Source organism: Pantoea sp. At-9b, assembly GCF_000175935.2.
GTDB lineage: Bacteria > Pseudomonadota > Gammaproteobacteria > Enterobacterales > Enterobacteriaceae > Pantoea.
Genome location: NC_014837.1, coordinates 2787011 through 2805596, shown reverse-complemented (window position 1 = coordinate 2805596; position 18586 = coordinate 2787011). Strand labels below are relative to the sequence as shown.

Here is an 18586-nt window from a genome sequence, read left to right as displayed (position 1 = left end):
GAGGGGCGTATGCTGCTCAATGGTTTTGAGCAGCATACTGCACAGTCACTTACTTATGACGTGCACGCAGATTGTTGATGATGGTGCTCAGATCAAGATCCTGATCCTGCAACAACACCAACAGATGGTAGATCAAATCTGAGGCTTCGTTGGTCAGCTCATGACGATCATTGACGGTCGCAGCCAGCGCGGTTTCAACGCCTTCTTCACCAACTTTCTGTGCGATACGCTTGGTGCCGCTGGCATACAACTTCGCGGTGTAGGAGCTGGCGGGGTCAGCACTTTTACGCTCCGCCAGCAGTTGTTCCAACTGATAGAGGAAAGTCCAGTCCGGTGCTGCCGGAGAGAAACAACTGGAAGTACCGAGATGGCAGGTGGGGCCAATCGGGTTCGCCAGCACCAGCAGCGTATCGTTGTCACAATCGGGAGTAATGCTCACCACTTTCAGGAAGTGGCCTGAGGTTTCACCTTTGGTCCACAGGCGATTTTTGGTGCGCGAGAAGAAGGTGACATTGCCCTCCGCGAGGGTTTTCTGCAACGCTTCCTCGTTCATATAACCGTGCATCAGCACTTCGCCAGAGACGTTGTGCTGGACGATAACGGGCATCATGCCCGCGGTTTTGACCCAATCCAGACGGGTCAGTTGTTCTGCAGTTAACACGCGCGAATCTCCACACCGTTGTCAATCAGGAAGCTTTTCAGCTCGCCGATATTAATAATCTGTTTGTGAAACACCGATGCCGCCAGCGCGCCATCGACGTTAGCTTGTTCAAACGCTTCGAGGAAGTGTGCCATGGTGCCAGCGCCACCGGAAGCAATCAACGGTACCTTACAGACATCGCGGACTTTCTTCAGCTGTACCAGGTCATAACCGTTGCGCACGCCGTCCTGGTTCATCATATTGAGAACGATTTCGCCCGCGCCCAGCTTCTGCACTTCCTGCACCCAATCCAGGGTTTCCCATTGCGTCACACGGGTGCGGGATTCATCACCGGTATACTGATTAACGTGATATTTGCCGGTCGCGTCGTCAAACCAGGTATCGATCCCCACCACAATACATTGCACGCCAAAGCGATCGGCCAGACGGGTAATCAGCGAGGGATCAGCCAGCGCGGGTGAGTTGATGGAGATCTTATCCGCACCAAATTCCAGAATGCGCGCGGCATCCGCTTCGCTCTTGATTCCCCCTGCTACACAGAAAGGAATATCAATCACTTCCGCCACACGCGAGACCCAGCTTTTATCCACGACACGGCCATCAGACGAGGCGGTGATATCATAAAACACCAGTTCATCCGCCCCTTCCTGCGCATAACGTTGCGCCAGTGGCACGATGTCACCAATGATTTCGTGATTGCGGAACTGAACCCCTTTCACCACCTGCCCGTCACGCACATCGAGACAGGGAATTATCCGTTTTGCCAGCATGCAATCGCCTCCGAAACCGTAAATTTACCTTCCAGCAGTGCACGACCGACAATCACACCCTGGGCACCGCTACCGCGCAGGGCGGCGATATCGTCCAGCGAACCAATGCCGCCGGAGGACTGAAATGCGATATCCGGGAAGGCATCAGACACTTCCTGATACAGGGCGACGTTGGAGCCGCTCAGCGTGCCATCACGCGAGATATCGGTGCACAGCACATGCTTCAGACCGACTGGCTGATACCAGCCAATCACCTCTTCCAGCGTCACACCTGCCGCTTCCTGCCAGCCGCTGATCGCCACTTCTTTGCGATTGTCGGCATCAATACGCACATCCAGCGCCAGCACGATGGCATCCGCGCCGAACTCGCGGAACCAGCTTTTCACCTCTTCCGGTTGTTTCACGGCAGTGGAACCCACCACCACGCGGCTGGCACCTGCCGCTAAAAGCGCCGCGACATCCTCACGATTGCGGATACCGCCACCCACTTGCACCGGCACACTGACGCCGCGCAGCAGAGTTTGCAGCAAGGGGATCTGACGTTTGGCCGGATCTTTGGCACCGGTCAAATCCACCAGATGGAGTACCTGCGCCCCCTGGCGTTCGTAATCCTGCAAGCGTGGCAGCGGATCGCTGCCGTAGTCACGCTGCTGGCCGTAATCGCCCTGATGCAGACGCACCACTTTGCCGTCGATTAAATCTAAAGCAGGAATAATCATTACATCTCCAGGAAATTTTTCAGCAGTTGCGCGCCCGCTTTGCCAGAACGCTCCGGATGGAACTGCACGCCAAAGAAATTATCTTTTTGCAGTGCGGCGGTGAAGGGCAGTCCGTATTCGCACTGGGCGATGGTATTGGCGTTGACCGGCATCGCGTAACTGTGCACGAAGTAGAAATAGCTGCCATCGTCGATGCCACGGAACAGATGGTTTCCGGCCTGTGAGGTGATCTGATTCCAGCCCATATGCGGCAGAGGTAAACCTTTGGTATCCATCAGGGTAACGGGTTCATCGAGAATACCCAGCGTGGTGATGCCGCCATTTTCGTCGCTGCCGCGACCCAGCAACTGCATTCCGAGGCAGATACCCAGCACAGGCTGGGTACAGGCTTTCACCAGTTCGATCAGATCACGTTCCTGCAACTGGTTCATGGCCGCCTGGGCGGTACCGACGCCGGGCAAAAACAGTTTGTCGGCGCGCAACACCACATCAGGATCGCGGCTCACTTCCGGTGTATAGCCGAGGCGCTCAACCGCCCACTTTACCGACGACAGGTTGGCGCAGCCGGTGTCGAGAATCACCACGTTCATCACAGCACTCCTTTCGAGCTCGGCAGGGTATTACCGTCGACACGGATGGCCTGGCGCAGGGTACGGCCAAAGGCTTTAAACAGGCTTTCCACCCGGTGATGATCGTTGCGACCTTTGGTTTTCAGGTGCAAGGTGCTCATCATCGCGTAGGAGAGCGAACTGAAGAAGTGCTCAACCATTTCGGTGCTGAGATCGCCAACCCGCTGATAGCTGAACTCGGCTTTGTATTCGAGGTGCGGACGGCCCGAAATATCCAGCGCACAGCGTGCCAGACATTCGTCCATCGGCAGCACAAAGCCAAAACGACCAATGCCGCGTTTATCTCCCAGCGCTTTCAACAGGGCTTCGCCCAGCGCCAGCCCGGTATCTTCCACCGTGTGGTGATCATCGATATACAGGTCGCCTTTCACATCAATATTCATGCGTAAGCCGCCGTGTACTGCAATTTGGTCCAGCATATGGTCAAAGAAGCCGACGCCGGTATTGATCTTGCTGCCGCCTTCACGGTCCAACCACACCTCAACTTTAATCTGCGTCTCTTTGGTGTTGCGATTCACCAGCGCATAGCGATCGCGCTTGGTCAGACGTTGCTGGATGGCATTCCAGTCCTCGCCTTCAGCACCGTAGCGCAGGCCCTGAATCCCCATATTTTGCGCCAGCTGGATATCGGTGTGACGATCGCCGATCACATAGCTGTTAGTCACATCCAGTGCGCCTTCTGCCAGCCAGGCTTCCACCATTTTGGTTTTAGGCTTGCGGCAGTCGCAGTTGTCTTCTGGTTTGTGCGGGCAGATCAGAATGTCACTGAAACGGATGCCCTGCGACGTCAGGATCTGCATCATCAGGTTGTGCGGCCCGTCAAAATCGGCCTGCGGGAAGCTGTCGGTGCCGAGACCATCCTGATTGGTGATCATCACCAGCTGGTAACCGGCGCTTTGCAGCGCCAGCAGGGCAGGGATCACGTTTGGCTCCAGGGCCAGCTTGTCCATGCGGTCCACCTGAAAATCCACCGGGGGTTCAGAGATGATGGTGCCGTCGCGGTCGATAAAAAGGGTCTTCTGACTCATGCTTGCTCCACAGGTAAGGCTTGCAGCGCGGCGATCAAACGCTCGCACTCTTCACGGGTGCCAATAGAGATGCGCAGGCATCCCGCCAGGCCGGGGTTTTTGTTCTGGTCACGCAGGATAATGCCTTTATCCCACAGGGTTTTAAACACTTTCGGTGAATCGGTGAAACGCGCCAGAATATAGTTAGTTTCGCTTGGGAAAACCGCTTCCACACAACCGATCTGCGGCAGTTGTTCCAGCAGCCAGCTGCGGTTGTCATTCAGTTGCAGTGCGTGTTCACGCATCAGCGCCAGTCCCTGATCGCTCAGCGCCTGGGCCGCCACATCGGCTACCGGTGTGGCAAGCGGATAGGGCGCAATCACTTTCAGCAGCAGGTCAATCACCGGTTTGTTCGCCAGCGTAAAGCCACAACGCAGGCCTGCCAACGCAAAGGCTTTCGACAGGGTACGCAGAATCACCAGATGCGGATAATCCTTCAGCCAGCCTGCCAGCGTCGCTTGTGGGCAAAATTCGATATAGGCTTCATCCGCCACCACCAGCGCTTTGCCAGCGGTCATTTCCAGCAGGGCGCGAATGTCATCCGGGTTGATCAGGTTGCCGGTCGGGTTGTTCGGGCTGCACATATACACCACTTTCACCCCGTCGAGCTGATCGGCGATGGCAGGCAGATTCAGCTGCCAGTTGTCCAGTGCAGCCACGGTACGGTATTCAATACCGATGGTTTCGGCACTGACGCTGTACATGCCATACGTTGGCGGGCAGAACAGAATCGCGTCTTTGCCGGGTTCGCAGAAAGCCCGCATCACCAATTCAATACCTTCATCCGCACCACGACTGACCAGCACCTGCTCCGGGCTGACACCGGCATAACCGGCGTAGCGTTCGATTACCAGCTTGGGCTGACATTCCGGGTAACGGTTGAGCGTTTGCTGTGACAGTTCAAACGGCACCGGCAGCGGGAATTCGTTGGCGTTCAGCCACACATCACCATTCCCCCCCAGACGACGGGCTGATTGATACGGCGTCAGCGCACGCACATTGGCGCGGGCCAAATCTTCAACATTCAGGCTCATGCTTGCTCCTTCAGGGCTGCAACTCGCAGGGTAACGGCATTCTTGTGGGCTTCCAGCTGTTCAGCGGCGGCCAGGGTTTCGATGGTGGCTGCAAGGTTAAGGAAACCTTGTGGCGTCAGTTCCTGCACGGTCATACGCTTCTGAAAATCGGCCAGACCGAGGCTGGAGCAGGTCGCTGTGTAGCCATAGGTCGGCAGCACGTGGTTAGTCCCGGAGGCATAATCACCGGCGGATTCCGGCGACCAGTCACCGAGGAACACTGAACCGGCGCTGCTGATGCTATCGACCAGATCGCGCGGGCTACGTGTCTGGATAATCAGGTGCTCAGGGCCGTATTGGTTAGAGATGGCTACGCACTGTGCCAAATCGCGCGCCACAATCAGACGGCTGCTTTCCAGCGCCTGACGTGCCGTTGCCGCACGCGGTAACTGTGCCAGTTGTTCTTCAACCGCAGCGGCAACACCGTTTGCCAGTGCCAGCGAAGGTGTCAGCAGGATCACCTGGGAATCCGGGCCGTGCTCGGCCTGGGACAACAAATCGGAAGCCACAAATGCCGGGGTTGCGCCCTCGTCGGCAATCACCAGCACTTCAGACGGACCGGCAGGCATATCAATCGCTGCACCGTCCAGACGTTGGCTGACCTGACGTTTGGCTTCGGTGACATACGCATTGCCCGGGCCAAAAATTTTGTCCACTTTTGGCACGGTGTCCGTACCGAAGGCGAGGGCGGCGATCGCTTGTGCACCACCCACCTGGAACACTTCCTGTACGCCACACAGCTGCGCGGCATACAGAATCTCATCAGCAATCGGCGGCGGGGAGCACAGCACCACACGGCCACAACCGGCGATGCGCGCCGGGGTTGCCAGCATTAACACGGTGGAAAACAGCGGCGCGGAACCACCGGGAATGTACAGGCCAACCGATTGCACCGGGCGGGTAATTTGCTGGCAGCGCACGCCGGGTTGTGTCTCCACATCCACCGTCGCCAGAATCTGCGCGTTGTGGAAGGTTTCGATATTGCCCACGGCGACGGCCATGGCCTGCTTCAGCGTATCGCTCAGGCGGCCGCTGGCGGCTTGCATCTGCTCGGCGGTCACACGCAGGTTTTCCACCTGCGCTTTATCAAAACGCGCGCTGAATTCACGCAGCGCCGCGTCACCGTTTTCTTTTACTTGTGCCAGCACATCACGCACCACCTGGCTGATGCTGTCGGAGGCGGAAATCGCCGGACGCATCAGTAACGCCTGTTGCTGCTCGGTGCTGCATTGCTGCCAGTCAATCGGGGTCATCAGGGTGCTCATTCGGTCACTCCAGCATTTTTTCAATCGGCAGCACCAGAATTGAGCTGGCACCCAAGGCTTTCAGTTTTTCCATCGTTTCCCAGAACAGTGTCTCGCTGCTCACCATGTGCATCGCCACACGGCTCACTTCACCGGCCAGCGGCAGCACGGTCGGACGTTCCGCGCCTGGCAGCAGGGCGATCACTTCTTCCAGACGTTCGCTTGGGGCGTGCAACATGATGTACTTGGATTCGCGTGCCTTGATGACGCCCTGAATACGCGTCATCAGTTTGTCGACCAGCTCTTGCTTGGCACCCGACAGCTCGCCGTCACGTTGGATCAGCACCGCTTTGGAGCGATAAATGACTTCCACTTCGCGCAGGCCGTTGGCCTCCAGCGTGGCACCGGTGGACACCAGGTCACAGATAGCGTCGGCCAGACCGGCACGAGGGGCGACTTCTACTGAGCCATTCAGCAGACAGGATTTGAACGCAACACCTTGTTTATCGAGATACTTTTTCAGTAAGTGAGGATAAGAGGTGGCAATGCGGGATTTATCGAGGCATTGCGGACCGGTGTACTCGGCATCGACGGGCATCGCCAGTGACAGACGGCAACCGCCGAAATCGAGGCGACGCAGGGTGAAGTAACGGGGGTCTTCGCCCTGGGCGCGACGTGTCAGCAGCTCCTCTTCCAGCACGTTTTCACCCACGATGCCAAGATCCACCACGCCATCCATTACCAGGCCAGGGATATCGTCATCGCGTACACGCAGGATGTCGATCGGCATGTTCTCCGCAAACGCAATCAGACGCTGTTGCTGAAGGTTAATTTTAATGCCACAGCGCGCCAGCAGTTCGCGTGATTCATCACTTAAACGGCCAGATTTCTGCATAGCTATGCGTAAACGGGTGTTATCTAACATGGTTCCTGTCCTCTTATTCATTCCTGTCTGAACTCAGTTGGGTTGCGTCAGCCCATAAAAAAACCCCCGGAAGATGATCTTCCGGGGGCTCTCTTTGCGCTCACACCACTGGAAGATCCTAAACGTCTTCCAGCACACATCGCCTGAAAGACTAGTCAGGATGATGGTGATGATGGTGGTTGAACTGAACGCGTGTCATAAAAAATTCCGTTGCTGAATGGGTATTCATTTGCGTGCTGATTAACCTAACGAAGATAGCGCCGTGTGGCAAGCCTTTTTTAATGTCAGTTTCCGGAATCTCCCGAAACAGTTAGCGCTGGTCTGGCACCCGCGACAGCACTAAGATGAAGTGTCTTTGAGCAGCGAAGCCGGGAGTCAATATGAAAAAGGTCGCGATTGTAGGGCTGGGATGGCTGGGCATGCCGCTGGCGATGGCGCTGGCGACACGCGGCTGGCAAGTGACAGGTAGCAAAACTTCGCCAGACGGCGTGGATGCGGCACGTCGGTGTGGCATCGAAGCATGCCAGCTGGTGCTCACACCGGAGCTGGAGTGTGAGGCGGAGGATCTGGCGGCGCTGATGTCGGTGGACGCGCTGGTGGTGACTTTACCTGCCAGCCGCACGGTGCAGGGCGGCGAGGATTACATGCAGGCGGTACAAAACGTGGTGGATACCGCGCTGGCCTTTAAAGTACCGCGGATTATTTTCACCAGTTCCACCTCAGTGTATGGCCCGGGTCCGGGGGTGATGAAAGAGCACAGCCCGTTACATCCCGAAACCGTGGCCGGTAAAACGCTGGTGGCACTGGAAAACTGGCTACATGATTTGCCGGGAACCTCGGTAGATATCGTTCGCCTGGCCGGGCTGGTGGGGCCAAACCGTCACCCGGGGCGCTTTCTCGCCGGAAAAACCGACTTACGCGATGGCGCGCACGTGGTCAATCTGGTGCATCTGGATGATGTGGTGGATGCGATCGTACTGTTATTGCAGACACCGAAAGGTGGGCGTGTTTATAACCTGTGTGCGCCGAAACATCCGACGCGCGATACCTTCTATCCGGGTGTAACCAAACAATTGGGTTTAACCCCACCGCAATTTATCGCGGAAAGTGAACGTGATGCCGGCAAGGTAATCGATGGGGAAAAAATTTGTAACGAGCTGGGGTTTGAGTACAGCTATGATGACCCGATAAAGATGCCACTGGAGTAGCCGGGTGTTTTAAGTTCAGCAATATAAATTCTCCCTAAAGTGACATCTACTTTAGGGAGAAAGCGTAACCGAAGAGGCGTTATCCGTTATTTCTTGATCAGTTCCATCGTCCACCCAGGTGGATTGATGCGCAATGTCACATGTTCACCCTGACGCGCATTTTCGAACTTAACCAGGTCTTCCTGGTATCCGACGTTCGCCAGCTTCGGAATTCTGAATCCTGATGATACTGTGGCAAGTGTTACTAACGACAACACGACAAGGGCCATATTTTTGTATCGGGTCATTTTGCTTAGCAAATACAGAACAAAACAAAAGAACGCGAAGTTAGTGACAAAGAAATAACGTTCACCATTGCCCGGTCCAAAGAAAACTGGCCACTGTGGGTCAGTGATGCTCATCATAGGCTTTGCCAGCGCGAAGCCTATCATCAGAACAGGGAAAATAGCCGCAGCTTTAAATTGCCAGCCGGATTTGATCAGGAGATAGACTAATGAAATCAGGAAAAGGACGAAAAGAATCAGGCAGAGATAATTATTCTCTGGCATGAACGCAATGACGTCGTTATTAAAGAACGTGCCGCCAATGATTCGATACGAAATGATTTTAATTAATACGCCGACAGAGGCACCAAGGGGCGCAGATGATCGAGCTGTGTCCGGAGAGATCAGTATGGCTGCTACCTGGATGACACAGCAGGTCGCCATAACAATGTCGAACATATTGATTTGGCGAATAGCAGCAATGATCCCACCGCGCGTATAAATTCTCTTTAATAAAAGGCAAGGCGCAATAAACACCACAAACGGACCACTTAGCCCACTGATTATCAGCACTGCAAAATCGTGCACTTTCCCCAGCGTTGATTCCGCATCATTTGCCATGACCACGGCAAGCAGATACATGGAAAGATACCAGTGAACATTGGTGATGTTCACAAATCCTTCTGCAATGTTCGGCATTAAAATCAGATATAGCGCGGCAACCACCCTGAATTTCATGTCAATAAAATTCATTCTGCTGGAGAGAATAAATCCAACAAAGAAGCAGCGAATGAGGATGGCAATTATGTTGGCAACCAGAGCTGCATGAGAAAAGCCAAATAGCAGTGAGATGCCATAAGTCAGGCGAGAAATGGTCTGGTAGTAACCATTTTGTGGCAACAGCAGCGAAGACCAGAAGCCCTCATTATAGATTCCCGCCATCCAAATTTTGCCATCTTCAGCCCAGGGTTGAGCATGAACCACCAAATCCGGTCGACGCAGAACCAGCAAAACAAAAGCCAAAAACATCAATCCAATAAGCGCAGGGGTTTTAAATTGAAAGCGTTCCTTATCCACCGGGATCCTCATCTTATAAGCACTATCCTGAATCTGCATGGGTTATTTTCTATCCTGTGTTCTTTTCACGATATAACGGGGCCGTTTTTTGGTCTCAAGATAAATCCTGCCAATATATTCCCCAAGAACACCAATTCCGATCAGCTGAATACCGCCCAGAAAAAGAATTGAGACGAAAATTGAAGGGTAACCACGTACCGGGTTACCGAAAATAAGGGTGTCCAGCACCATATAGGCACCATAAATAAACGATAAGCCAGCGACAAACAGGCCGATGTAAGTCCACATCCGCAGCGGAAACGTGGAAAAGGAGGTAATACCTTCCAGTGCCAGGTTCCACAGTTTCCAGCCATTAAACTTGGTGGTGCCAGCAACGCGCTCAGCTCGGGTGTATTCAATCACTTCAGTTTTGCCACCGACCCAACTGAGCACCCCTTTCATAAACAGGTTTCTTTCCGGTAGCAGTTTGATGTTCTCCACCACTTCACGTGACATCAGGCGGAAATCACCGACATTTTCCTCAATCTGCGGCTTACTGATTTTATTGTGCAGATGGTAGAACCATTCCGCACTTTTGCGCTTCAGATGGCTGTCTGATGACCTGTCGATACGTTTAGCCAGTACCACATCTGCACCGTTGCGCCACTTCTCAATAAGCTGGGGAATGATATCGATAGGGTCCTGCAAGTCGACATCAATCGGGATAACCACATCTCCCGTAGCGGCTTCAAGCCCGGCGAACAGGGCGGGTTCCTTACCGAAGTTTCGCGTGAAGCAAACATGTTTGACCAGCGGATCGCTGTGTTCAATGTTCTGGAGGATCTGTGCGGTGCCGTCACTGCTGCCATCATCAATAAAGACGATTTCAACATCGTCATCACCAAAGCCGTTGAAATTGCGGATAGCAGCATAAAAGACCGGCAGCGCCTCTTCTTCGTTAAGAACAGGAACTATCAGGGATATCTTCATTTACTCTCCCTGAAGACAAAGAGTTTTGAATAAGCGAACCCACAAACCAGGCTGACGACGGAGAACAGGATCAGGGTGAAGATCGGGTTGATATGGGCATGGTCAGCAGCCCATCCCACAGCCAGCGCCATCGCACCCATAAATACCGTGTAGAAGAGATAACGAGACGTTGTGGCCTGAGCGTTGAATGTCCAACGCGCGTTGGCGAAAAATGAAAAGGTGACAGCAGCGCAAAACGCAATGAAATTCGACACGGACTGTTTAAAACCAAGATTGTACATTGCGCCAAAAATCACCCAATGAATCATGGTGTTAATCACGCCGATAGAGGCATATCTGGTGAAGCGTTTGAACATTTTGCCACCCATAATCAAAAACGACCCCGATCTTGTCACCAGAACACGCATATGGCAAGTTTTGGTAAAGATAGCGTCATTAACTGTAAGACAGGGTGGCATTTACCACGGCATAAGCGAGCCAAACGTCCTTGTCACACTCCCAATCTATCCCGTAACGCGTACCAGGCTGCGCCCATCGCGGTGAGCGGCACCTTAAAGCGTCTTCCGCCAGGAAAGGGCAGATGCGGCAATCTGGCAAAGGCATCAAAGCGTTCGGCCTGGCCGCGCAGCACTTCTGCGATCAGCTTGCCGGACAAGTGTGTACAGGTGACACCATGCCCGCTGTCGCCCTGCATAAAGTACACATTTTTCTCCAACTGGCCGAACTGCGGCATGCGTGACAGGGTCAGCAGGAAATTGCCGCTCCAGCGATAGCTCAGTTTCACCTCGCGTAACTGCGGGAAGGTGCGCAACAGTTTCGGGCGGATCAACGCGTCAATATCCTCCGGTTCACGTGCGCCATACACCACACCGCCACCGTATAACAGGCGGTTATCCGCCGTCAGGCGGAAATAATCGAGCAGATAATTACAATCTTCTACGCAATGATTGTTCGGCAGCAGGCTGAGTGCCAGATCGCGGCTCAGTGGCTCAGTGGTGACGATTTGTGAACCGCACGGCATGCTTTTGCGGCTCAGACGTGGCTCCAGTTGGCTGGGGAGATAGGCGTTGCCCGCGAAAATCACAAAGGTGGCGTTGACATCGCCACGCGCTGTTTTCACGCGATGCGGTGCGCCATATTCCACTTTTAACGCGGCAGATTGCTCATAGATTCGTCCGCCATGTCGGCGGATCGCTTCCGCTTCTCCCAGCGCCAGATTCAAAGGATGCAGATGCCCACCGCGCTTATCCAACAACCCGCCGACATAACGATCGGTCGCCACCTCGCGGCGGATACCGCGCTCATCAAGCAACTCCAGGTCATGGTTGCCATACCGTGTCCAGCTGGCTTTTTGGTTACGCAGATGGCCCATCTGACGATTATTCAGCGCGGCGAAAATGCCGCCAGGGCGGTAGTCACAGGCGATGGCATAGCGATCGATGCGGTCGCGAATAATCTCCGCGCCTTCAAACATCATGCTGCCGAGCATTTGGGCCGTGTCCTTGCCGTAGCGTTGTTCAATCACATCCACATCACGACTGTAAGAATTGACCACCTGACCGCCATTGCGACCACTGGCACCAAAGCCAATTTTTGCGGCTTCCAGCACGACCACATCGTAACCGGCCTCAGTAAGGTAGAGCGCCGATGACAGGCCAGTGAAACCGCCGCCGATGATGCAGACGTCACATTGAATGCTCTCCTGCAATTCGGGCCAGGGTTCATGCGCGTTCGCTGTTGCGGCGTAATAACTCTCCACATGTTGCATTACAACCTCCTTCTGCGCGTGACCTTAGAAATTTGCCGGCGAATGGGCGCTCACAATTCGGCACGGCTGATCGGACGTATTGGTAAAACTGTGCGGCAAACCGGTATCGATAACATAGCTTTCACCGGCATACAGGTGATAACTCTGACCGTTCACCACCAGGGTGATTTCGCCCTCCAGCACCGTTCCGGTCTCTTCACCGGGATGGCGCAGTTTTTCACCGGTACTGGAGCCGGGCGCATAATGCTCCAGCAGCATCGCCAGCGCGCGTTCTGATGCGCCATTATCAATTAGTTGCAACGATACCCCGAGGCTGCCAATTTCCACCCGGTCATTAGGGCGAACAATCACGCGTGGCGTAGGGTCCTGCTTCGGTTCCGAGAAAAATTCCGACAGCGACAGCCCGTACACCTTAAGCAACTTTTGCAGGGTACTCACCGCCGGGCTGACTTTGTCCTGCTCGATGGTGCTGATCGCGCTATGGGTCAAACCTGACAACTCAGCGACGCGACGCTGAGACAATCCCAACTCCTGCCGGATTTGCGATAAACGTCGTCCGGGCGCCAGAGTGGCGTCGTTCATGGTCGTTTTTCCTTGTGATAACGAACAGCGGCGTGAATAAATGCCTCGAACAACTGGCGCGAAACCGGGTCATCGGTCGAATGCCATTCCGGATGCCACTGTACTGCCAGGGCGAACGGGTGGTGACGTAAACTCACCGCTTCTGGCAGGCCATCGGCTGCGCGCGCCTCGATGCGCAATTGGGGGCCGGCTTCACGGACTCCCTGTTGGTGGAGCGAATTCACCGCAAAAGCGGCATCGCTACCGAGCAAGTGGCTGAGCAGGCCATCGGCTTCCGGTTTTACCTCATGGACGGGGGCATACTGTTGCTCCAGCGGCAACGCATCATCCTCGCGATGCTCCTGGAATTGATGAGTGAGGTGGAGATAGCGATGCAGCGCCCCCCCATTCGCCACCACCAGCTCCTGCAAACCGCGACAAATGCCAAATATCGGCATCTTTTTACCCACGGCATGGGTAATCAGTCCGAAGGCGAGGCGGTCGCGTGCCGGATCGGCATGAGGCTCCACACCTTCCTCACCATAATGCCAGGGTTCGATGTTGCTTGGGCTGCCGGTCAGCAGGATGCCATCCAGCAACGTCATACTGTTTTCTAATAGATGAGGGGCCTGCATCAGTTGATGCGGCAAAGGAAGAGGCAAGCCACCGGCGAGCACAATGGCATCAAGATACTTGTTATGGACGGTCTGACCCGGATGGCTGCCGATGTTGTTCTGACACATCACTACGCCAATCAAGGGTTTGTCAAAAATAATGCCCATTGCGTCTCCGCGTCACTGTTCAATATTTTCGCCGATAAAGCGCACCTGACGTAAAAGTGTGCAATATAATGTCAATCTAGCAACCGTCTGGCTAATCTTCAAACAGATTTGTTACATTTGCACACTTTTTCTCCAGGAGCTATCTTAGATTTGTGGCTGTTATTTTGAGCATTGCGCAAACCTGACAAACGGTAAAGGGCGGGTGGGATCATGACGAACCTCGTAGAAGTAGAAGACTTCACGCGACATAGTGAAGAGAAGCGAACCAGCGCGTTCCAGCTGGAGGTGAAAGCCTGGCTGGAACGCCATCCTGAAACGCAGTATGTCGATATTCTTCTTAACGATCTGAATGGGGTATTTCGCGGTAAGCGCATTCCCGTCTCAGCACTGGCAAAACTGGAAAAAGGGTGTTATTTCCCGGCTTCGGTTTTCGCTATGGATATTCTGGGTAACACCGTCGAAGAGGCCGGACTGGGACAGGCACTCGGCGAGCCAGATAACATCTGCTTTCCTGTTCCCGGTTCCTTAACACCTTCCGCTGCCGACCCACAACGCATCGCGCAACTGATGCTGACCATGTGTAACCAAGATGGCACTCCCTTTGACGTTGAACCCCGTAATGTCCTCAACCAATTGTGGCAACAGCTGCGCAATCGGGGACTTTTTCCGGTGGTAGCGGTAGAGCTGGAGTTCTATCTGGTCGATAAAAAACGTGATGCGGAAGGATACATCCAACCGCCATGCGCGCCAGGCAGTGATGAGCGCAACATGCAAAGCCAGGTCTATTCGGTCGATAACCTCGATCACTTTGCTGATGTGCTACGTGATATTGACTCTCTGGCGCAGCAGCAGGGGATACCTGCGGATGGTGCGCTGGCGGAGGCCTCTCCCGGGCAGTTCGAGATCAACTTGCATCACACGCGCGATGTGCTGAAAGCCTGCGATCATGCGATTCAGCTCAAACGTCTGGTCCGCCAGGTGGCAGAAAACCATGGTATGACGGCGACCTTTATGGCGAAACCCTATGAGGAGTACGCCGGAAGTGGCATGCACGTCCATATCAGCATGCTGGATGCAGCTGATCACAACGCTTTTTCGCTGGACGATGGCAGCGATTCACCGTTGCTGAAACGCGCTCTGGCGGGGATGATCGATTTGATGCCCGCTTCAATGGCGCTGCTGGCCCCCAACGTCAATGCCTACCGCCGCTTCCTGCCGGATGCCTTTGTCCCACTACAGGCATCATGGGGACACAATAACCGTACCGTGGCGTTACGTATCCCTTGCGGCGATAGCGATAATCATCGCGTGGAATACCGTGTCGCCGGGGCTGATGCGAATCCTTATCTGGTGGTGTCAACCATTCTTGCCGGTATTGTGCACGGACTGGACAATCAGCTGCCGCTGCCGCATCCGGTGAAAGGCAACGGCCATGAGGCGGAAGGGCTGGCATTGCCGATTCGTCAGAGCGATGCACTGTACGAATTTGAGAACAGCTATCCGCTCCAGAAGCTGTTGGGCGAGCGTTTCAGCGCGGTATGGCACAGCTGCAAACAGTATGAACTGATGCAGTTTGAACGGCTTATCACCGCCACTGAGATTGACTGGATGCTGAAGAACGCCTGACGCGGGAAGATTTACTGCAACATCTTGTATTGATGCCAGTAATTAAGGCAAAATATGCGCCCTGCAAAATGCCAACATAACCGACGCTTATCGCGTCGGTTATTTTTTGCATAGTGATTTTACTCTACTTCAACCGAGGCCGGACACGCATCCGGATAGATAGACACTACAAACACGCGTTGTGCGTGAGATTTTGAGGAAAAAAGATGGGGATGTTTTCAACTGCACCAGCGCTGGCTGGTTCTCGCTTTCGTGATGACTACGGCGCTGTGATGGGCACTCTTGCTTATCAACCCACCTCCTGTCGCAATTTGCGCAGTTTCCCTGTGGTACAACCCAGTCAGGTTGTTGCTGTAGGGGGGCTGAACGATGTCGCTTAATACCTCCGCCGCACCACAGCGTGCACATCTGAAAAAATCCCTGACACTGATCCCGGTAGTCATGATGGGCCTGGCGTATATGCAGCCAATGACCCTGTTTGATACCTTCGGCATCGTATCGGGTTTGACCGACGGCCACGTCGCCACTGCGTATGCGTTCGCGCTGATCGCCATTCTGTTCACTGCTATTAGCTACGGTAAGCTGGTACGCCGCTTCCCATCTGCGGGCTCCGCTTATACCTATGCACAGAAGGCCATTAGTCCCCACGTTGGCTTTATGGTGGGTTGGTCATCCCTGCTGGACTATCTGTTCATGCCGATGATCAATATCCTGCTGGCAAAAAGCTATTTTGAAACGCTGGTGCCGGGTATTCCGTCGTGGATTTTTGTCGTGTTGCTGGTGGGCTTTATGACGCTCTCCAACCTGCGCGGCATTAAGACCGTGGCTAACTTCAACAGCGTGATTGTGGTGTTGCAGGTATTGGTGATGATCGTGATTACCGGCATGGTGATTTACGGTGTTGCCCACGGTGTTGGCGCAGGTACGTTGACCAGCAGCAAACCGTTCTGGTCACAGGATGCCCATGTGGTGCCGATGATCACCGGTGCGACCATTTTGTGTTTCTCGTTCCTCGGTTTTGACGGCATCAGTTCGCTGTCAGAAGAGACCAAAGACGCTGAACGTACCATTCCACGCGCGATTTTCCTCACCGCGTTGATTGGTGGCGTGATCTTTATTGCGGTGTCGTACTTCCTGCAACTGTACTTCCCGGATATCTCGCGCTTCCAGAATCCGGACTCGTCACAGCCAGAAATCATGCTGTTTGTTGCGGGTAAAGCCTTGCAGATTGGTATTCTGATCTTCTCGGTGGTCACCGTGCTGGCATCCGGCATGGCGGCGCACGCCGGTGTATCCCGTCTGATGTATGTGATGGGGCGTGATGGCGTGTTCCCGGAGCGTTTCTTCGGTTATGTTCACCCGAAATGGCGTACTCCATCGCTGAACGTGTTGCTGGTCGGTGCCATTGCGCTACTGGCGATCAACTTTGACCTGGTCACGGCGACTGCGCTGATTAACTTCGGTGCGCTGGTGGCGTTTACCTTTGTGAACCTGTCGGTGATTGCCCAGTTCTGGATCCGTGAGAAGCGCAACAAAACGCTGAAAGATCATCTGCACTATCTGGTGCTGCCGGTGCTGGGCGCGATGACGGTTGGCGCACTGTGGATTAACCTGGAAGAGACGTCAATGGTATTGGGTCTGGTCTGGGCCGCGGTGGGGATTATTTACCTCGCGTTTGTCACGCGCACCTTCCGTAACCCGGTGCCGCAGTACAGCGAAGAAGTTTAATTAGCCTTGGCCCAGCCCTCTCCCGCAAAACGGGAGAGGGTGCTCGATCGGTCCCCTCTCCCGCCTGCGGGAGAGGGTCAGGGTGAGGGCTACGACACCAGTTCCTGCGCATACAAATACAGCGCTTTTAACAAGCCCAGTTTCTCCGCATTCCCTTCATGCAAACTTGCCAACGACTCCAGCTCCAGCAGAAATGCCTGCACGCGCTCAGCATTCAACGCTTCACGACGATGCTGTAACCAGCGTTGCTGCTCGGCGTCATCCAGCGTGCCGGGGAAGTTGCGCGCCCGATAGCGAAACAACAGCCTGGCGATACGCTTGTCATCAAAGGTTAAATCCAGCGCGGGTAAATTCTGTGCCGGGGTCTGGCGCACGATATTCATTGCCGCACGATCGGCATCGCTGAAAAAACCGTTATACAACTGGGCATCGACATCATCCGATGGGGTGAAAGGTTCCGCTTCGGCAAACAGCGTCACCACGTTCTCGCGCACTTCCGCATGCTGGCGCAGCAGGGCGAGGTTGGCGAGGCAGTGTTGACGATCGATATTCAGACGTTCCGCATCTTCCGGGCGCAGGGTATTCGCCGGGGCCAGCACCGGGCATTTGTTGATATGCACCAGTTTGATCGGCACCGCGGCCTGGTCGCCCAACTCACTGTGGCGGGTATACAGCCGTTCGCGTAGTTCATCCGGTGACAGTGTCAGCAGCGGACTCATATCACCCGCCAGATCGGCGACAATCAGCGCATTACGGTTATCCGGATGCCACGCCAGCGGGACCACCCAACTGGTATTGCCGCGTGCCGCGCCGAACATCCCGGAGACGTGCACCAGTGGCTTCATCTGAGGGATATCGATCAATGTCATCAGTTTCTGTTTATTACGGTGGCTAAACAGGAACTCAAACAGTTTGGGTTGTTTCTCTTTCACCAGCTTCGCCATGGCTAATGTGGCGTAGACGTCAGACATCGCATCGTGCGCCTGCTCGTGTGCCACGCCGTTAGCTTTGGTCAGATGCTCCAGTTTAAAGCTGGGGAAGCCGTCATCATTTTCCGGCCAGACAATGCCTTCCGGGCGCAGCGCATAACAGGCGCGCATCACATCGAGCAGATCCCAACGTGAATTGCCGTTTTGCCAGCTCCAGCCGTAGGGATCGAAGAAATTACGATAAAAAATGTTGCGGGTGACTTCGTCATCGAAACGCACGTTGTTGTAACCCACCACACAGGTCTGTGGCTCGCTAAACAGGCCGTGGATACGTTCGGCAAAGGCGGCTTCCGTTACGCCACGTGCCTGCGCGGTTTGTGGCGTAATACCGGTGATCATCACCGCTTCCGGCTGGGGCAGGTAATCATCCGCGGGCTGGCAATAAAACACCTGCGGTTCACCTATGGCATTGAAATCTTTATCGGTACGTAACCCGGCAAACTGTGCCGGACGGTCCAGCGACGGACTCTTGCCGAAGGTTTCATAATCGTGGAACAAAAAGGTGAAGTCGGAGGCGGACACGGCGT

General features: G+C 54.5%; 19 protein-coding genes and 1 other annotated feature. Of the genes, 3 read left to right on the top strand and 16 right to left on the bottom strand.

Going from position 1 to position 18586, the window contains the following annotated elements; translation table 11 throughout:
- Positions 1-49: 49 nt before the first annotated feature.
- From hisIE to hisL, 9 genes are all read right to left on the bottom strand, one after another.
- Complete coding sequence (hisIE, locus tag PAT9B_RS12950) at positions 50-661, bottom strand: bifunctional phosphoribosyl-AMP cyclohydrolase/phosphoribosyl-ATP diphosphatase HisIE (RefSeq protein WP_013509724.1); 612 nt, start codon at positions 659-661, stop codon at positions 50-52.
- Positions 655-1431, bottom strand: coding sequence for an imidazole glycerol phosphate synthase subunit HisF (hisF, locus tag PAT9B_RS12945; protein ID WP_013509723.1), 777 nt, complete (start codon positions 1429-1431; stop codon positions 655-657). The genes hisIE and hisF overlap by 7 nt, the downstream gene beginning before the upstream one ends.
- Positions 1413-2150, bottom strand: a complete 738-nt coding sequence (hisA, locus tag PAT9B_RS12940; RefSeq protein ID WP_013509722.1) for a 1-(5-phosphoribosyl)-5-[(5-phosphoribosylamino)methylideneamino]imidazole-4-carboxamide isomerase — start codon at positions 2148-2150, stop codon at positions 1413-1415. The genes hisF and hisA overlap by 19 nt, the downstream gene beginning before the upstream one ends.
- Positions 2150-2740, bottom strand: a complete 591-nt coding sequence (gene hisH / locus PAT9B_RS12935) for an imidazole glycerol phosphate synthase subunit HisH (RefSeq protein ID WP_013509721.1) — start codon at positions 2738-2740, stop codon at positions 2150-2152. The genes hisA and hisH overlap by 1 nt, the downstream gene beginning before the upstream one ends.
- Positions 2740-3807, bottom strand: coding sequence for a bifunctional histidinol-phosphatase/imidazoleglycerol-phosphate dehydratase HisB (gene hisB, locus PAT9B_RS12930; RefSeq protein ID WP_013509720.1), 1068 nt, complete (start codon positions 3805-3807; stop codon positions 2740-2742). The genes hisH and hisB overlap by 1 nt, the downstream gene beginning before the upstream one ends.
- Positions 3804-4880: a histidinol-phosphate transaminase gene (hisC, locus tag PAT9B_RS12925; RefSeq protein ID WP_013509719.1), complete on the bottom strand. Its 1077-nt coding sequence runs from the start codon at positions 4878-4880 to the stop codon at positions 3804-3806. Before hisC ends, hisB begins: the two co-directional genes overlap by 4 nt.
- Positions 4877-6184 carry a histidinol dehydrogenase gene (gene hisD, locus PAT9B_RS12920; RefSeq protein ID WP_013509718.1) on the bottom strand — a complete coding sequence of 436 codons (1308 nt, stop codon included), beginning with the start codon at positions 6182-6184 and terminating at the stop codon, positions 4877-4879. The genes hisC and hisD overlap by 4 nt, the downstream gene beginning before the upstream one ends.
- A 4-nt stretch (positions 6185-6188) precedes the next feature.
- Positions 6189-7088, bottom strand: a complete 900-nt coding sequence (gene hisG / locus PAT9B_RS12915; RefSeq protein WP_013509717.1) for an ATP phosphoribosyltransferase — start codon at positions 7086-7088, stop codon at positions 6189-6191.
- A gap of 54 nt (positions 7089-7142) precedes the next feature.
- Positions 7143-7264, bottom strand: a sequence feature (His leader region).
- Positions 7240-7287 (bottom strand): his operon leader peptide, encoded by a 48-nt coding sequence (gene hisL / locus PAT9B_RS30620; RefSeq protein WP_100396937.1) that lies wholly within the window; start codon positions 7285-7287, stop codon positions 7240-7242. Its footprint overlaps the feature before it by 25 nt.
- Before the next feature lie 181 nt (positions 7288-7468).
- On the opposite strand from hisL, the gene PAT9B_RS12910 reads away from it, so the two are divergent.
- Positions 7469-8296 carry an SDR family oxidoreductase gene (locus tag PAT9B_RS12910; protein ID WP_013509716.1) on the top strand — a complete coding sequence of 276 codons (828 nt, stop codon included), beginning with the start codon at positions 7469-7471 and terminating at the stop codon, positions 8294-8296.
- 86 nt (positions 8297-8382) lie between these two features.
- On the opposite strand, the gene PAT9B_RS12905 is transcribed toward PAT9B_RS12910, so the two are convergent.
- From PAT9B_RS12905 to puuD, 6 genes are all read right to left on the bottom strand, one after another.
- A complete protein-coding gene (locus PAT9B_RS12905; RefSeq protein ID WP_013509715.1) occupies positions 8383-9675 on the bottom strand; it encodes a hypothetical protein in 1293 nt (430 codons plus the stop codon).
- 3 nt (positions 9676-9678) lie between these two features.
- Positions 9679-10605, bottom strand: a complete 927-nt coding sequence (locus PAT9B_RS12900) for a glycosyltransferase family 2 protein (protein ID WP_013509714.1) — start codon at positions 10603-10605, stop codon at positions 9679-9681.
- Positions 10602-10961: a GtrA family protein gene (locus PAT9B_RS12895; RefSeq protein ID WP_041525969.1), complete on the bottom strand. Its 360-nt coding sequence runs from the start codon at positions 10959-10961 to the stop codon at positions 10602-10604. The genes PAT9B_RS12900 and PAT9B_RS12895 overlap by 4 nt, the downstream gene beginning before the upstream one ends.
- A 134-nt stretch (positions 10962-11095) precedes the next feature.
- Complete coding sequence (locus PAT9B_RS12890) at positions 11096-12373, bottom strand: FAD-binding oxidoreductase (protein WP_013509712.1); 1278 nt, start codon at positions 12371-12373, stop codon at positions 11096-11098.
- Between the two features lie 24 nt (positions 12374-12397).
- A complete protein-coding gene (puuR, locus tag PAT9B_RS12885) occupies positions 12398-12955 on the bottom strand; it encodes an HTH-type transcriptional regulator PuuR (RefSeq protein WP_013509711.1) in 558 nt (185 codons plus the stop codon).
- Entirely contained in the window at positions 12952-13716 is a 765-nt protein-coding gene (puuD, locus tag PAT9B_RS12880; RefSeq protein WP_013509710.1) for a gamma-glutamyl-gamma-aminobutyrate hydrolase, read from the bottom strand. Before puuD ends, puuR begins: the two co-directional genes overlap by 4 nt.
- A gap of 207 nt (positions 13717-13923) precedes the next feature.
- On the opposite strand from puuD, the gene PAT9B_RS12875 reads away from it, so the two are divergent.
- Positions 13924-15342 carry a glutamine synthetase family protein gene (locus tag PAT9B_RS12875; protein WP_190274664.1) on the top strand — a complete coding sequence of 473 codons (1419 nt, stop codon included), beginning with the start codon at positions 13924-13926 and terminating at the stop codon, positions 15340-15342.
- A 369-nt stretch (positions 15343-15711) separates the two neighbouring features.
- Complete coding sequence (locus PAT9B_RS12870; RefSeq protein WP_013509707.1) at positions 15712-17070, top strand: APC family permease; 1359 nt, start codon at positions 15712-15714, stop codon at positions 17068-17070.
- Between the two features lie 89 nt (positions 17071-17159).
- Here the strand turns inward: PAT9B_RS12870 and sbcB are convergent, their stop codons facing one another.
- Positions 17160-18581, bottom strand: coding sequence for an exodeoxyribonuclease I (gene sbcB / locus PAT9B_RS12865; protein ID WP_013509706.1), 1422 nt, complete (start codon positions 18579-18581; stop codon positions 17160-17162).
- Between the last annotated feature and the right edge of the window lie 5 nt (positions 18582-18586).

Excerpts from the sequence above, each read along its gene's own strand:
- hisA (WP_013509722.1), bottom strand. The coding sequence starts at position 2,150 with ATGATTATTCCTGCTTTAGATTTAATCGACGGCAAAGTGGTGCGTCTG.
- hisC (WP_013509719.1), bottom strand. The coding sequence starts at position 4,880 with ATGAGCCTGAATGTTGAAGATTTGGCCCGCGCCAATGTGCGTGCGCTG.
- hisB (WP_013509720.1), bottom strand. The coding sequence starts at position 3,807 with ATGAGTCAGAAGACCCTTTTTATCGACCGCGACGGCACCATCATCTCT.
- PAT9B_RS12910 (WP_013509716.1), top strand. The coding sequence starts at position 7,469 with ATGAAAAAGGTCGCGATTGTAGGGCTGGGATGGCTGGGCATGCCGCTG.
- PAT9B_RS12900 (WP_013509714.1), bottom strand. The coding sequence starts at position 10,605 with ATGAAGATATCCCTGATAGTTCCTGTTCTTAACGAAGAAGAGGCGCTG.
- puuD (WP_013509710.1), bottom strand. The coding sequence starts at position 13,716 with ATGGGCATTATTTTTGACAAACCCTTGATTGGCGTAGTGATGTGTCAG.
- PAT9B_RS12905 (WP_013509715.1), bottom strand. The coding sequence starts at position 9,675 with ATGCAGATTCAGGATAGTGCTTATAAGATGAGGATCCCGGTGGATAAG.
- PAT9B_RS12870 (WP_013509707.1), top strand. The coding sequence starts at position 15,712 with ATGTCGCTTAATACCTCCGCCGCACCACAGCGTGCACATCTGAAAAAA.
- hisD (WP_013509718.1), bottom strand. The coding sequence starts at position 6,184 with ATGAGCACCCTGATGACCCCGATTGACTGGCAGCAATGCAGCACCGAG.
- hisG (WP_013509717.1), bottom strand. The coding sequence starts at position 7,088 with ATGTTAGATAACACCCGTTTACGCATAGCTATGCAGAAATCTGGCCGT.
- hisF (WP_013509723.1), bottom strand. The coding sequence starts at position 1,431 with ATGCTGGCAAAACGGATAATTCCCTGTCTCGATGTGCGTGACGGGCAG.
- hisH (WP_013509721.1), bottom strand. The coding sequence starts at position 2,740 with ATGAACGTGGTGATTCTCGACACCGGCTGCGCCAACCTGTCGTCGGTA.
- puuR (WP_013509711.1), bottom strand. The coding sequence starts at position 12,955 with ATGAACGACGCCACTCTGGCGCCCGGACGACGTTTATCGCAAATCCGG.
- PAT9B_RS12890 (WP_013509712.1), bottom strand. The coding sequence starts at position 12,373 with ATGCAACATGTGGAGAGTTATTACGCCGCAACAGCGAACGCGCATGAA.
- PAT9B_RS12895 (WP_041525969.1), bottom strand. The coding sequence starts at position 10,961 with ATGTTCAAACGCTTCACCAGATATGCCTCTATCGGCGTGATTAACACC.